This is a genomic window from Exiguobacterium sp. PvP048 (assembly GCF_040549175.1).
Lineage (GTDB): Bacteria > Bacillota > Bacilli > Exiguobacteriales > Exiguobacteriaceae > Exiguobacterium_A > Exiguobacterium_A artemiae.
This window is the reverse complement of record NZ_JBEPSU010000001.1, coordinates 503,105-517,674: the sequence shown is the minus strand read 5'-3', so window position 1 is coordinate 517,674 and position 14,570 is coordinate 503,105. Positions and strand designations below refer to the sequence as shown.

Sequence of the window (14,570 nt, the reverse complement as noted above, 5' to 3'; positions counted from 1 at the left end):
TATGTGGAATAAGCCATCCGTTTTCCCTTACTTTAAGTTTTCAGGATTCAAGACGTCGAGTTCAGGTAAAACGAAGCGACCGTCTTTGCGAATCAAAACATCATCAAACCAGATTTCTCCGCCGCCGTAATCCGGACGTTGAATGTTCACCAAATCCCAGTGAATGGATGAGTCGTTTCCGTTATACGCTTCAGCATATGCTTGACCAGGCGTAAAGTGGAAACTGCCGTCGATTTTTTCATCAAACAAGATATCTTTCATCGGGTGTTGGATGAATGGGTTGACACCGATTGCGAATTCTCCGACGAAACGAGCTCCGGCATCTGTATCAAATACTTGGTTGATGCGTTCCGTATCATTCGCAGTCGCTTCGACGATTTTTCCGTCTTTAAATGTCAACGTGACATTTTCGAACGTGAATCCTTGATACGGTGATGGTGTGTTGTATGCAATCGTTCCATTGATGGAATCCTTGACCGGAGCAGTAAAGACTTCACCGTCTGGGATGTTGGCATTGCCGGCACACTTGATGGCTGGAATGTCTTTGATTGAGAAAGTCAGGTCTGTTCCGGGACCGACGAGACGAACGCGGTCGATTTTATTCATCAAATCGACAAGCGGTGTCATCGCTTCACCCATCTTCGCGTAATCGAGCGTACAGACATCGAAGTAGAAATCTTCGAAAGCTTCTGTCGACTGGTTCGCCAGTTGCGCCATCGAAGCGGTCGGGAAACGCAGAACGACCCATTTCGTACCTTTGACCCGGTCTTCGGTATGCATCTTGCCGAGTGTTTGACCGTACAGCTTCATCTTGTCAGACGGAACGTCAGACAGTTCGTTGATATTGTCGCCGGCACGCAACCCGATATAAGCATCCATTGCCTGCATTTGTTTTTGTTCGATGTCCGCCATCAGTTGAAGCTGTTCTTCCGACGCATTGCGGTACAATTTCCGTAACACGCGGTTATCCTTTAAGAGGACGAATGGAAGGCCACCGGCTTCATAAGCGGCATCAACGAGTGCTTCGACAAGTTCACGTTCGATTCCGAAATTCTCGATCAAGACTTTTTCACCAGGAGCAAGTGCTACTGAATAATTGATAAGATTCGTTGCGAGTTGTGTTAGACGTGGGTCACGCATGAAAAGTTCCTCCTCAAAATGATGTATGTAGGTTTCATTTATCATTGTAACGGAAATAAACCATTTGGAGTAGCAGGAACCATCGCTTCTACGTCGAACTACCAACTAGACACTAGCAAAAGAAATTGGAGGCACGAACCATGGAAATCACATTAGGCGGAATTGCCGGACTGGTCGCTGCGATTGCATTCGTAGTACTCGTCATCTTCCTCGCACGCGTATTGAGCGCAGCAGGCAAGACACTTAACAACGTAGCAGATACGACAGCAGGGCTTGAGCGTCAATTAGACGGCATCATGATGGAGACGACAGCGTTGTTACACAAAACGAACCGTCTTGTCGATACGATTGAAGAAAAAACAGAATTACTTGCACCGGTTGCGAACTCGATCGAAGAACTCGGAACATCGCTCAATAAAGTAACAGATTCAGTTCGTACTGTGTCTGACACGGTCGCAGGTGCTGCCGATACAAACAAAGAACAAATCGCACAAGCTGTCCGTTGGGGATCAGTCGCGGTTGAACTGTTTAAAAAAAATAAGCCTGAACCAGGCCAAGACGTGACCTCTTCGACAACAGCTACAACAACAGTCGAAAAGAAACCGCGTCGTCGCTTCCGTAAAAAAGCAGAAACACCGGTTACACCGGAAATCGTTTCTGTCCCGGATGTCGAGAGTATTCCAGATGAGTTGAAGGGAGATCGTTCATAATGACAAAACAACATCCATACCAAGCACAAGATACTTCTAAAGGTGGCGGATTCCTTGCCGGCATCATCGTCGGTGGACTAATCGGCGCAGCAGCGGCTTTATTATCAAGTCCGAAATCGGGTCGTGAAATGCGCGGAATGCTTGATGAGCGGACAGCACCGGCACGCCAACGTTTAAACGAACAGACACAGGTCGTTCGCGAAAAAGCAGAACCACTCGTAGGCGAATGGATTCAATTAGCAAAAGATAAAGCAGCACCTGTCATTGAAAAAGCGAAAAAGAATCCGACAGTCCAGGAAGCGGCGCAATATGCCGGTTTTGAAAAAGACCAATCGAGCATCGATGCTGCACTTGCAGAAGCGGAACAACTGGTCCGTGATATCGAACGTGAAATCGGGGATGAAGTGGACGGCGCTTCTGTCGCAGAACAACTCGATACAGAAACCGTTGCAGAACTGTCGGATTTCCGTGAGCATCTCGAAGAAGAGCAGGATGATTCAGAAGATGAGGATAACGATCCTCAGTCAAAATTAAGCCATGAAAAGAAACCTAAAAAATAAAGAATCGGAGCGTACTGCCTGACTTTTAACGGGTAGTACGCTTTCTTTATATACAATTGCAAAAGAGTTCGCTATAATTAGTTGCTATTACGAGCTATATGCTGATTAGGGAGTGGTAGAAGAGTGGATCAACATGCAGAATTGAAACGTTTACGGGATGAACTTGATTTAGTGAACGCTGAGTTGCTGGCGTTAATTAATAAACGAGGGGAAATAGCGGTTGAAATTGGTGAAGTTAAACGTGCCCAGGGAATCGACCGGTATGATCCGGTCCGTGAACGCCAGATGCTTGAATCGATTGCAGCGAGCAATCATGGTCCATTTGAAACAGGACGCCTACAGCACGTATTTAAAGAAATTTTTAAAGCCTCACTTGAACTTCAAGGGGAGGATCGGACACGGAAGTTGTTAGTCTCGAGAAAACAAAAACCTACGAATACAATCATTCGCATCGGGGATGATGTGATTGGTGATGGTTCCCAACAATTGATTGCCGGTCCATGTGCAGTCGAAAGTGAAGAACAGGTGTTTGAGGTGGCAGAGCAACTTGCGAAACATGGTGTTCGATTCATGCGTGGCGGTGCTTACAAACCACGGACATCACCATACGATTTCCAAGGTCTTGGATTAGAGGGATTAAAGATGTTGAAAAAAGCAGCTGATGCGCATGGTCTTCATGTCATCTCTGAAATCATGACGCCAAGCGCGGTCGAATCAGCACTTCCTTACGTCGACATCATTCAAGTCGGTGCCCGCAACATGCAGAACTTTGACTTATTGAAAGAAGTAGGGCGGACGAACAAGCCGGTGCTGTTGAAGCGGGGCTTATCGGCTACACTTGAAGAATTCATGTACGCTGCGGAATACATCATGGCAAGCGGAAATGAACAGGTGATCCTATGCGAACGAGGAATTCGAACGTATGAACGGGCGACCCGCAATACACTCGATATCTCCGCCGTTCCGATTCTCAAACAAGAAACGCATCTTCCGGTCATGGTCGATGTAACCCATTCGACGGGCCGTAAAGATTTACTTCTTCCGACTGCCAAAGCAGCGTATGCCATCGGGGCAGACGCGGTGATGGTAGAAGTCCATCCGTTTCCGGCGCTTGCGTTATCGGATGCAAACCAACAATTAGATTTTAATGAGTTCGATTCGTTCATCGAGAATCTGACTTCTACTTTTCCGGCACTAAACGTTCAATGATTTTCTAAAAAGACTGTTCTTTAGCGAATGAAAACGTTTTACAATGAGGGAAGAATGGGAAAAGAAAGTTATCTTTTCCTGTCTTCCTTTCGTGTTGCCTAAAAATGAAAACAAGAATGAAAACAAAAAGGTTGTCTAAAATAAGGAGGAATTTGTTTTGAACAGTAATATAACGATTTATGATGTCGCACGGGAAGCCGCCGTCTCCATGGCGACCGTCTCGCGTGTAGTGAATGGAAATCCGAACGTCAAACCGTCGACACGGAAAAAAGTACAGGATGCCATCGACCAGCTCGGCTACCGTCCGAATGCCGTCGCGCGAGGTCTTGCCAGTAAGAAAACGACGACTGTCGGGGTTATCGTACCGGATATTTCAAATATCTTTTTTGCAGATTTAGCGCGGGGAATTGAAGATGTTGCAACGATGTATAAGTACAATATCATCCTATGTAACTCAGATCAAAATCCTGAAAAAGAAATTCATTTGTTGAATACGTTACTTGGTAAACAAGTCGATGGAATCATCTTCATGGGCGGGCGTCTTCATGAAGATCTTGTCCGTGAATTTAAAACATCACCTGTTCCGATTGTATTGGCGGCTACTTTAAACCAAGATTATGATTTGCCGGCCGTTAATATTGATTACGAAAGTGCTGCACATGATGCTGTAAAATCTCTGATTGACAATGGTCATAAACGGATCGGATTCATTACTGGGCCACTGGAACAACAAATTAATGGCGAAAAGAAATTTGCCGGCTACCGGAGCGCCTTGGAAGAAGCTAATTTACCGTTTGATGAGCAAAACGTTGTCCTTGGGAACTATACGTATGATTCAGGCATGAAGGCGATGAAACAATTACTTGAACTCGGGGATGCTTGTCCGCGTGCGATTTTTGCGGGAACAGATGAAATGGCACTTGGTGTCATTCACGCTCTGCAAGACGCCGGTCACCAAGTACCGGAAGATTTCGAAGTCATCGGACATGACAACACACGTCTTGCGACGATGATTCGTCCGAAGCTGACGACGGTCGTACAACCGATGTATGATATCGGCGCAGTATCAATGCGTTTATTGACGAAAATCCTCAATAAAGAAGAAATCGAGACAAATAACGTGACGTTACCACACCGTATCGAACAACGTGATTCGACACGTTCTTGATTAAAAAAAGATAATGAATCAAAAAGAAATCACCCGTTCTTTCACGCCTTTTCCTCAGGCGAGACACAAGACCCGCTTTCCTGGAGGAGTCGTGTGAAAAGAGTGATTCTTTTTAGACGGGAAAGGGCGGCAGATTTCAAATCTGCCGCCCTTTTTTATTACTTAACTGAAATGGTTTGATCCTGATGATGATGTAATTGATCGTTCTCGACATGAAGTCGGATGATGGTCTTGCCTGGATGTGTTAACGAAACTTCCCCTACGTATTGATCTGATTTTTTAGTGAGCAGCAGATATGTATGTTTTTCGACACCGGGCTCGATGACTTCGATTTGAACATCTGCCTGGAGCGGTTTGCCGTTTAGGAAGACATGAAAGGAGACGGGAAGTTTTGACCCGGCTTTCATTGTTTTAGCGCCCATGTAATGAACAGACAGTCCTTCGACGGTCGCATGCTCATGTGCCTGTTCAGTCGTGTCTTTTTTTGTGTCTTCATGGGAGTGATCCATGACGACGAATGAGATTTTATCCATATGATGAAGTCCGTTCTTATCGTTGATATGATAAAGACCTTCGTATTCGCCTTCGGCAAGCTTGGCTTCGGCTTGATAAGTACCGGTCTTTTTTAAGGCTGCTTTGAATTTTTGATGAACCGCTTCTTTTTCATCGGCTTTCCAGACTTCAAAAGCTACGTTTTCCAGATTAACAGCCTTTTTGTTTTCAAGTGCTGTCGCTTGGAAAACTACTTTTTGGTTTTCCATCGTCTTCGCCGGTACATCAACTGTAACGTCGACCGGTTTTTTTCCCGAGCCTTGCATTGTATCGTGATCCATTGCTTGTTTGTCATTCGCGCATCCGGCAAGCAAAAGTCCTGTCGCGAAAAACATCCCCATGAAGCCTATTGTTTTTTTCTTCAACACGGATTCCCCCAATTTTCGTTTACTAAATAAAGTAATGAAAGCTTATTCAGTATAACAAGAACTTGTGAAATGCCCACGAAGTAATTGTGAAAAGAACAAGACATTTTTAATCATTTGAATAAGGGGAGGAGAATGATAAATGTTCTTTTTTAGAATCATCGATGAACGGCCACAGTAATCGTTTAACGGTCTCCCAGTTTTTTTCTTCGATTTCCGGACGACGAGGAATCATCGGATACAGCGGAACAGGATCGGCCCATGTCACCGGAACCGTCGGACTCTCTTTCTGCCATCGCTGAATCCATTCTTCCGGAAGATTCCCGTGGAAGGGAGATTGATTCGTTAAAGCAGCAAATACTTGACTCCAGGCGCGAGGGACGACGCGGTACCAATCGTAACCGCCGCCACCTAAAGCGACAATCCGGCCGTCTGTGTACCGGTCAGCAGCCTCAACAGCGATTTGAGGAATCTGTTCGTAGCTTTCCATCGTTAACGACAGATGGGTCAAGGGATCAAGGGCATGTGCATCTGCACCATTTTGAGTAATGATGAGATCCGGTTTAAAGAGTTCGCATGCTTCGAACAAAACAGTCCGGTAAGCCTGCAAAAAAGAAGCGTCTTCCGTAAAAGCGTCAAAAGGAACATTCCAGCTCCAGCCGTAGCCTTCCTCTGCTCCACGCTCCGTCACCATTCCGGTTCCGGGAAATAAGTAACGTCCGGTTTCGTGAAGCGACAATGTCATGACATCCGCCCGGTTGTAAAACGCCCATTGAACACCATCACCGTGATGGGCATCGGTATCGACGTATAAAATCCGGCAATCGTATTTTTGAATCATGGCTGCCATCGCGACGGCAGTGTCGTTGTAGATACAAAAACCGGAAGCCCGTCCGCGAAAGCCGTGATGCAGTCCACCTCCGATATGGAATGTCCGCCGGTATTGACCGGACAGGACGAGTTCGCATGCTTCAATCGTTCCGCCGACGAGCAAGGCCGCACTCTCATGCATCTGGTCAAACAGCGGGGTATCCTCAGTCCCTAATCCGTACATTTGCGCCTTCATCGGAGAAAGTTCGCCGTGTCCTGCGAGTTTCACCGCCTGTATGTAGTCCGCATCGTGTATCAGCGACAATTCCTCGTCGGTTGCCGGACGGGGGACGATGCAATCGACGGTCTCGAGAGCACCGGTTGCTTCCAACAGCGACAAGGTCAATTCGAGTCGGATCGGATTAAACGGATGGGAGTCGGAGAACCGGTAGGCGGCCTCTTCCGGGCTGTAAAGATAAGCAAACTCCTTCATCGGCTCATGTCAGGACCGACGACGTCGAATCCTTCCTTTCGTAATTTTTCGATGACGCGGATTGGATTCATTGTTTGGACACGAAAAGCGACGATCCGAACGTATGGATCATTTGTCGGGTAGACCAGGACGTTTAGGATGTTGACGTTTGTTTTCGCCAGGAGTCCGGCAATTTTAGCAAGTGTTCCTGCCGTATTTTCGACGCGGACTTCGATTTGGGAACTCGGTTCAAGGGCACCAGTCAATTGGACGAATGTCCGCAACAAATCCGTCTCTGTCACTAAGCCGACCAATCTTCGTCCCCGCACAATCGGAAGACAGGAGAGACGGTGTTCGTAAAATAAGACCGCCGCATCTTCGATGAAATCGAGCGGGTGAGCGGTGATGGGTGTTCGTTGCATGATGCTTGAAACAGCATTTTGCTGATCCTTCAAAAAAGTTTCCGGGTGAAAGACGCTGCTTGCGCTTTGCATCTCCTGAAGACCAATCAGCCCGAGCAGTTCCTGACGGGCGTTCGTCACAGGCAAGTGACGGATTTTGTGACGGCGCATCAACTCAGCCGCATGAGCAATTGAATTCGTAGGTTGGATGGTGATACAGTGTGTCTTCATGATTTGTTCGATTAACATGCGATCCCTCCTTAATCGTACATGAAGCGACGGCGGAGCCGTAAGGCATCGAAATGCGCTACGACTTCAGGTGCGACATGTTTACCGATCCGTGCCATTAAACAATTGGCAGGATGCGAGGCGATTTCTGGATCGTCCGTCGGGAAAAACACCAAACCACCGTGATTCATCATCTTTTCCATGATTTTGCGGTAGTCCCAAACGGATAAACCACTTCCTTTTAAATCCCAGTGCCAATAATATTCTGTCGTTAAAATCAAATAATGTTCCATCGCCGAATCGAGCATCGAAACTTCGAGGAGTTTCTTACCGATTTGTTGTCCCCGAAAACGGGCTGCCACTTCGATGGCACCCAGTTCTAAAATATACGGATTGTTCCCTTCGCTCCATGTCTCATACGGATCGGGATACAGGAATGTTACGTAGCCGATGATATCATTTCCTTGTCGGGCGATGATGATGCGTCCTTCTTCCAACGCAGCGATCTCAACGAGTGCTTCGTGTTGCTCCGCTGGTTGTCGAAAAGCTGTCAGCCCGGGATCGAGTTTGTAAGTAGCAAGGATCTGGCTTGTGACTGGTCCTTCGATTTCCACCGGACCAAGCGATGTTTCAAGAGTACGATGATTGAATTGTTTTTCAAACATGTAAGCGTCACCACCTTCTTGTTCATTATAATCGAAAGCAGCAAAAGAAAGAGAGGGATTTTTTAACAAATTGACGGCAAATGGATTGAACTACACGATAACTAGCTTATAATGTAGGAGAGAACAGTGAAGGGGAGGAACGAGACATGAAAGTTTTGAAAGCGCTTCCGGGGGAGCATTGGTTATCCGAATATGATGGTTCAGATTCATATGATTGGCAAGAAGCGGAACAGTATTTTTCGTGGTCGACGACGGGGAAAGTCAACATGGCCTACGAAGCAATCGATCGTCATGCAGAAGGTGAACGTGCCAATAAGACGGCATTGATTTATTTTGACGGGACAACGGAACAGACGTTTACGTATGCCGATATGAAAAGACTGACGAATAAAGCGGCGAACGTCCTGAAAGACGCAGGAATCGAAGCGGGAGATCGGATTCTCATTTTCATGCCACGTTCACCGGAATTGTATTTTGCCTTACTCGGTGCGTTGAAAGTCGGCGCGATTGTCGGTCCACTATTCGAAGCCTTCATGGAGCAGGCAGTCCGGGATCGCCTGCTGGATTCGAAAGCAAAAATGCTGATTACGACAAAAGCCTTATTGCCGCGTGTTCCTGTTGATGAGCTGACATCTCTCGAACAGATTTTCCTGGTTGATGAAGACGTCGAGGAAGACGATAAAATCAAGGACTTCCGACAAGCGTTTCAACAAGCATCTGAATCGTTTGAGCCTGTCTGGCTGGACCGGGAAGATGGTTTGATTCTTCATTATACATCCGGTTCGACGGGTAAACCGAAAGGCGTTTTACATGTTCAAAATGCCATGATCCAACATATGATGACAGGACGATGGGTGCTTGATCTACAGGAAGACGACGTCTACTGGTGTACGGCAGATCCGGGATGGGTCACGGGGACAAGCTACGGTATCTTTGCACCTTTCTTAAACGGTGCGACGAATGTTGTCGTAGGCGGTCGCTTTAACCCGGACTTCTGGTACAGTGTCATCGAGAAATATAAAGTAACTGTGTGGTACAGCGCACCAACTGCTTTCCGAATGCTGATGGGAGCAGGGGCGGAAGTCGCCAATACACATGATTTGTCCAGTTTACGGCATGTCCTTTCCGTAGGAGAACCTCTTAATCCGGAAGTCATCCGCTGGGGGAAAGAAGCTTTTGATCAACGGATTCATGATACGTGGTGGATGACGGAGACAGGGGCCATGATGATCTGTAACTACAAATCCATGGATATCAAACCGGGATCGATGGGGAAACCGATTCCGGGAACAAAAGCGGCTATTGTAGATGATCAGGGAAATGAGTTACCTCCGTTCCGGATGGGAAATTTGGCATTAAAAACACCTTGGCCGTCGATGATGCGCCAAATTTGGAACAATCCGCAAAAGTACGAGTCGTATTTCTTTAAAGGGTGGTATGTATCAGGGGACTCGGCCTATATGGACGATGAAGGATACTTCTGGTTCCAGGGTCGTGTCGATGATGTCATCATGACTGCCGGAGAACGTGTTGGACCATTCGAAGTGGAAAGCCGCTTAGTCGAGCATCCGGCTGTTGCAGAAGCGGGTGTCATCGGGAAACCGGATCCGGTTCGCGGTGAAATCATTAAAGCCTTCATTTCGCTGAGAGACGGTTATGAGCCGACAGAAGAGCTCAAACAAGAAATTCAAAAGTTTGTCAAAGAAGGATTAGCCGCACATGCTGCTCCGCGTGAAATTGATTTCCGCGATAAATTACCGAAAACACGTAGTGGTAAAATCATGCGTCGTGTTTTAAAGGCGTGGGAGCTGAATCTTGAAACGGGAGATTTGTCGACGATGGAAGACTGAGGAAACATCATAAAACGAGACCATCTATTTCCGGAAAAATCGGAAGTAGGTGGTTTTATTTTTTAATTTTAAAAGGAAACCTAAAAAAACACCGACTTGTTTAGAGTCGGTGTTTGAGTGACGGAACTTGGATTACTCTGCATTTTTCCGATTCTCATCGGCTTTCTTTTTGGCATCAGCCTTGGCTTTTGCTTCATCCGCTTTACGTTTGGCATCAGCATCAGCTTTGGCTTTTGCTTCATCCGCTTTACGTTTGGCATCAGCATCAGCTTTGGCTTTTGCTTCATCCGCTTTACGTTTGGCGTCAGCATCGGCCTTGGCTTTTGCTTCATCCGCTTTACGTTTGGCATCCGCATCGGCCTTGGCTTTTGCTTCGTCCGCTTTACGTTTGGCATCCGCATCGGCCTTGGCTTTTGCTTCATCTGCTTTACGTTTGGCGTCAGCATCGGCTTTGGCTTTTGAGTCGTCCGCTTTCTGTTTCGCGTCAGCGTCGGCTTTGGCTTCTGCTTCTTTTTTCTTTCGATCTTGTTCGGCTTGCTTTTTCTTTTCCGCTTCCGCTTCTTTTTTCTTTTGATCTTCCTCTTTGAAACGACCGGTATTTTTGAAGTCGTCTGCACTGACAGAGGCTGGCTGATTGAATCGGGCACCTGACTTGAAGTAACTGCTGTTTGCGTTATATGTCAGATTCGCCATTTGAGCCCAAAGATTTTGTGTCCGTTGATAGTACGTCGTCGCACCCATCAAGGAGTTGTTTTGGTCATGTCCGGTCCAGACGGCAAGCGTGACACCAGGTGTTGAACCGACAAGATATGAGTCTTTGATTTCATTCGTCGTCCCGGTTTTACCTGCCCAATCACCAGGTGCCTTGAGTAATGAATTGGCATATTGCGCCGTTCCTTTATCAAAGACACCTCGCATCATATCAAGCGTTAAATAAGCCGTCCGATCCTGGTAAATCCGTTTTTTCTTTGATTTTGCTTTATAGATGTTTTTGCCGTCTTTCGTAATCTTCGAGATGACATACGGTTTGACGTATTGCCCGTAGTTGGCAAGTGTCGCATAGGCGCCGGCCAGTTCGACCGGTGTGATTTCCATCGTTCCTAACGCGGCAGATGGTGCATAGCGGATGTTATCGGGAATTTCAATTCCCATATCCACTAATTTTTGAATCGAGTTCGACATGTTCATCTTTTCATACGTTTTAACGGCAGGAACGTTAAGCGAGAGTTCCAGTGCTTCCCGGACAGTGACGTTTCCGCGGTAACGTCCGCCTTCGTTATTGATCGGGTTATCACCGGGTTGACGCGGAACGGTCTGGTAATAATATTCTTCGTCATTAATGGTGGATGCCGGTGTGATCAATCCGTTTTCAATTCCGTTTGAATAAACAAGAATCGGTTTAGCGGTAGAACCGATTTGGCGTTTCGCCTGGAAAGCGCGGTTGAAGTCATCCGCTGTCCCATCCGTGTAACGTCCACCGACAAATCCCAGTATCCGGCCGGTTTCATTTTGAACCATAACCGCAGCGGTCTCTTCCGGATCTTTTTTCGTGACGGTCTTTTTCGTTTTTGGATTAACGACTTGTTTGTATTGCGGCGCACTTGGGAAATTGGCCGCATTTTTAGCCGGTGCCTGCATCGCTTCATGAATCTTTTTATCGAGCGTCAAATGAATTTTATATCCACCTTGTTTCATGGCAATCATCGCCTGATCCCGGTAGTTGGCTTTGACTTCGGCCAGTTCAGAAGGTTTGACTTCATCCTCTTTAATCCCGTCCTGTTTCATGAAATAGCTGGTCATGATTTTAAGTGCTTCTTTTTCGGCTAAATCATAGACGTAAGGATACGTATCGCGGGAACGTTTTGAGGTTTTGGCAAAGTCCTTTGTAATATCGTATTTTACAGCTTTTTCATATTGGGCTTTTGTAATACTTTTTGCGACATACATCCGCTTCAAGACGGTTTTCATCCGATTGGTACTCGGCGTCAAATCTTTTTTGACGACCCCACCTTGAAGGTAAGGCGTATAGTAGTAAGGGTTTTTTGGAATACCGGCCAGGAATGCTGCTTGCGGTAATGTCAGTTTTTTAGCGGGTTTATTGAATACACCGCGTGACGCAGCTTCGATTCCGGCGATATTTCGCCCGAGTGAATTCCGTCCGAATGAAACGACGTTCAGATATGCTTGAAGAATTTCATCTTTAGTCATTGCATTTTCGAGACGAAGTGCCAAAATGATTTCTTTCGCTTTTCTTTCAAAAGATACTTCATTCGTCAAAATTTGGTTTTTAATCAATTGTTGTGTTAACGTACTTCCGCCCGTCCGAGAAGACGAGTTCGTCAATTCCTGTAAGACGGCACGTAAAGTGGCTTTTGGAACGACTCCATCATGCTCATAGAAATCAACATCTTCCGTTGATAAAACAGCATCGAGCAGATAAGGAGAAATTTCTTTGATATTGACAGGTTGACGTTCTTCGTCTGTGGCGATGTTCGTCAGCTTTTCGCCACTTCCCCAGTAGATCTCACTCGTAACGGCGTAACTGTTTACTTGTTGTTTCATTTCTGTTAGTTTCGGAGCTTTTGTATCTTTGACGAGCGAAGCGAAATAGCCGCCAGCTGCTCCGACAGAAAAACTTCCGACCAACAGGACCCCTATAATGAGGAATAAAATGATATTCCAAGACACATCATATGTGATATTTGACCAGTGCCGAACGGCTTTCGTCCGGGGATGATTCCAAAACTTGAACCAGTTCTCGCGCATAAATGATCTCCTTTACATCTTAAACTTGGGTGTAAATTAACATTAAATCACAGATAGACGTATTATACCATAACTGAAGTATTAGAAAATGGCTTGACAGTGGATTCTGCTTCAACGTATCATGGAAACAGCTTCATCAAATGTATAGTAAAATCAGCTGTGATTGGAAAAAAGTAATGAACCGCTCCCTGTATCAGAGACCTAGTGGTGCTGCGAACTAGGACATAGCGCTTCATGAATTACGCTTCCAGGAGCTTCTTGAGAAATCAAGCGGACTGCCCCGTTATCGGCAATCTAAGTGGCATGATTTTCATGCAATTAGGGTGGTACCACGGAATATTCCGTCCCTTCGTTTCAGACGAGGGGACGGTTTTTTTTAGACTATTTTAGGGGGAAGACAGATGACGTTACTTGAAGATTTAGAGTTTCGCGGATTGATCAGCCAGATGACGGATGAAGAAGGAATTAAGGAGTTACTTTCCAGTCCGACGACACTTTACACAGGATTCGATCCGACAGCTGATTCGCTCCACATCGGACATTTACTGCCGATTCTTGTCTTACGACGCTTCCAGGAAGCAGGACATCATGCGATTGGATTAGTTGGCGGAGCGACAGGGATGATCGGGGATCCAAGCGGTCGTTCGACGGAACGCTCACTGAATACATCAGATATCGTTGAAGAATTTGCTAACCGGATTAAAGGGCAGTTATCCCGCTTTTTACCGCTTGATGGTGAAAATCCTGTGACGATTGCGAACAATCTTGACTGGACAAAGGATTTGACGATCATTGATTTCTTACGTGATATCGGAAAACACTTCCCGATCAGCTACATGCTCGCGAAAGATTCCGTTGACTCGCGCCTGCAAAATGGGATTTCATTCACGGAGTTTTCTTACATGTTGCTTCAGTCATTCGATTTCCTGAAGCTGTATGAAAATGAAGGATGCCGCCTGCAGGTCGGCGGAAGTGACCAGTGGGGGAACATCACAGCTGGAATGGAATTGATCCGCCGTGTCGGTCACGATCAAAAGGCATTCGGGATTACCGTACCGCTTGTGACGAAATCGGATGGACAAAAGTTCGGGAAAACAGCCGGCGGAGCAGTTTGGCTCGATGCCGATAAAACGACGCCGTACGAATTTTACCAGTTCTGGTTCAACGTCGACGATCTCGATGTCATCAAGTTCTTAAAATACTTTACGTTCCTGACACCTGACGAAATCAACGCACTCCAACAGGAAGTCGAAACGGCACCGGAAAAACGCGTCGCGCAACGCCGGTTGGCTGAAGAGATGACGGTTCTTGTTCACGGAGCAGAGGCGCTTGAACAATCGGAACGCATTACAAAAGCACTTTTCAGCGGGGAAATCAAATCGTTGAAAGCAGAAGATATTGCCGATGCCTTTAAAGGCATGCCGCGTTTCACACTCGGTGAAGCAACCAATCTGGTCGATATCCTTGTTGAAGCCAAAATCAGCCCGTCAAAACGTCAAGCACGTGAAGATGTAACGAACGGTGCGATTTACATCAATGGAGATCGTGAACAAGAATTAACAAAAGAGATCACAAAACAAGATGCGATCGGTGATTTTACAATTATCCGCCGCGGGAAAAAGAAATACTTCGTGCTTGAACATGCTTAAATAGAATGAAAAACAACGCTGACGA

At 46.3% G+C, this 14,570-nt stretch carries 12 protein-coding genes and 1 other annotated feature; of the genes, 6 read left to right on the top strand and 6 right to left on the bottom strand.

The genetic code is table 11. The features are described 5' to 3' along the window. Nucleotides 1–27: 27 nt before the first annotated feature. On the bottom strand, nt 28–1,140 hold the full coding sequence (locus ABIC15_RS02570) for an aminopeptidase (protein ID WP_354019670.1): 1,113 nt from the start codon (nt 1,138–1,140) through the stop codon (nt 28–30). A gap of 140 nt (nt 1,141–1,280) precedes the next feature. On the opposite strand from ABIC15_RS02570, the gene ABIC15_RS02565 reads away from it, so the two are divergent. From ABIC15_RS02565 to ccpA, 4 genes are all read left to right on the top strand, one after another. Next, entirely contained in the window at nt 1,281–1,850 is a 570-nt protein-coding gene (locus tag ABIC15_RS02565) for a DUF948 domain-containing protein (RefSeq protein ID WP_114595229.1), read from the top strand. Continuing rightward, nucleotides 1,850–2,410 (top strand): YtxH domain-containing protein, encoded by a 561-nt coding sequence (locus ABIC15_RS02560; RefSeq protein ID WP_012371113.1) that lies wholly within the window; start codon nt 1,850–1,852, stop codon nt 2,408–2,410. The genes ABIC15_RS02565 and ABIC15_RS02560 overlap by 1 nt, the downstream gene beginning before the upstream one ends. A 123-nt stretch (nt 2,411–2,533) precedes the next feature. Then, entirely contained in the window at nt 2,534–3,619 is a 1,086-nt protein-coding gene (locus ABIC15_RS02555) for a bifunctional 3-deoxy-7-phosphoheptulonate synthase/chorismate mutase (protein WP_012371112.1), read from the top strand. A gap of 157 nt (nt 3,620–3,776) precedes the next feature. Next, nucleotides 3,777–4,787, top strand: coding sequence for a catabolite control protein A (gene ccpA / locus ABIC15_RS02550; RefSeq protein ID WP_354019669.1), 1,011 nt, complete (start codon nt 3,777–3,779; stop codon nt 4,785–4,787). A gap of 158 nt (nt 4,788–4,945) precedes the next feature. On the opposite strand, the gene ABIC15_RS02545 is transcribed toward ccpA, so the two are convergent. The 4 genes from ABIC15_RS02545 to ABIC15_RS02530 all read right to left on the bottom strand — a co-directional run bounded on the left by ABIC15_RS02545 (nt 4,946) and on the right by ABIC15_RS02530 (nt 8,280). After that, nucleotides 4,946–5,707: a FixH family protein gene (locus ABIC15_RS02545; RefSeq protein ID WP_354019668.1), complete on the bottom strand. Its 762-nt coding sequence runs from the start codon at nt 5,705–5,707 to the stop codon at nt 4,946–4,948. Between the two features lie 106 nt (nt 5,708–5,813). Then, nucleotides 5,814–7,007 carry an acetoin utilization protein AcuC gene (locus ABIC15_RS02540; RefSeq protein WP_214849446.1) on the bottom strand — a complete coding sequence of 398 codons (1,194 nt, stop codon included), beginning with the start codon at nt 7,005–7,007 and terminating at the stop codon, nt 5,814–5,816. Beyond that, on the bottom strand, nt 7,004–7,636 hold the full coding sequence (locus tag ABIC15_RS02535; RefSeq protein WP_012371108.1) for an acetoin utilization AcuB family protein: 633 nt from the start codon (nt 7,634–7,636) through the stop codon (nt 7,004–7,006). The genes ABIC15_RS02540 and ABIC15_RS02535 overlap by 4 nt, the downstream gene beginning before the upstream one ends. Before the next feature lie 11 nt (nt 7,637–7,647). Further along, nucleotides 7,648–8,280: a GNAT family N-acetyltransferase gene (locus ABIC15_RS02530; RefSeq protein WP_354019667.1), complete on the bottom strand. Its 633-nt coding sequence runs from the start codon at nt 8,278–8,280 to the stop codon at nt 7,648–7,650. Nucleotides 8,281–8,426: 146 nt separating this feature from the next. Between ABIC15_RS02530 and acsA the strand changes: the two genes are divergently transcribed. Further along, nucleotides 8,427–10,130 carry an acetate--CoA ligase gene (acsA, locus tag ABIC15_RS02525; protein ID WP_354019666.1) on the top strand — a complete coding sequence of 568 codons (1,704 nt, stop codon included), beginning with the start codon at nt 8,427–8,429 and terminating at the stop codon, nt 10,128–10,130. A gap of 132 nt (nt 10,131–10,262) precedes the next feature. Here acsA and ABIC15_RS02520 read toward each other — a convergent pair whose 3' ends face one another. Beyond that, the gene (locus ABIC15_RS02520) at nt 10,263–12,896 is read right to left on the bottom strand and encodes a transglycosylase domain-containing protein (RefSeq protein ID WP_354019665.1); all 2,634 of its coding nucleotides are present in this window, start codon (nt 12,894–12,896) and stop codon (nt 10,263–10,265) included. 150 nt (nt 12,897–13,046) lie between these two features. After that, nucleotides 13,047–13,248, top strand: a binding site (T-box leader). A gap of 49 nt (nt 13,249–13,297) precedes the next feature. Here ABIC15_RS02520 and tyrS point away from each other — a divergent pair. Beyond that, nucleotides 13,298–14,545, top strand: a complete 1,248-nt coding sequence (gene tyrS / locus ABIC15_RS02515) for a tyrosine--tRNA ligase (RefSeq protein WP_012371104.1) — start codon at nt 13,298–13,300, stop codon at nt 14,543–14,545. Nucleotides 14,546–14,570: the final 25 nt, after the last annotated feature.

Coding starts and splice junctions, on each gene's coding strand:
- ABIC15_RS02540 (WP_214849446.1), bottom strand. CDS start 7,007: ATGAAGGAGTTTGCTTATCTTTACAGCCCGGAAGAGGCCGCCTACCGG.
- ABIC15_RS02570 (WP_354019670.1), bottom strand. CDS start 1,140: ATGCGTGACCCACGTCTAACACAACTCGCAACGAATCTTATCAATTAT.
- ABIC15_RS02560 (WP_012371113.1), top strand. CDS start 1,850: ATGACAAAACAACATCCATACCAAGCACAAGATACTTCTAAAGGTGGC.
- ABIC15_RS02520 (WP_354019665.1), bottom strand. CDS start 12,896: ATGCGCGAGAACTGGTTCAAGTTTTGGAATCATCCCCGGACGAAAGCC.
- ABIC15_RS02565 (WP_114595229.1), top strand. CDS start 1,281: ATGGAAATCACATTAGGCGGAATTGCCGGACTGGTCGCTGCGATTGCA.
- tyrS (WP_012371104.1), top strand. CDS start 13,298: ATGACGTTACTTGAAGATTTAGAGTTTCGCGGATTGATCAGCCAGATG.
- ABIC15_RS02535 (WP_012371108.1), bottom strand. CDS start 7,636: ATGTTAATCGAACAAATCATGAAGACACACTGTATCACCATCCAACCT.
- ABIC15_RS02530 (WP_354019667.1), bottom strand. CDS start 8,280: ATGTTTGAAAAACAATTCAATCATCGTACTCTTGAAACATCGCTTGGT.
- acsA (WP_354019666.1), top strand. CDS start 8,427: ATGAAAGTTTTGAAAGCGCTTCCGGGGGAGCATTGGTTATCCGAATAT.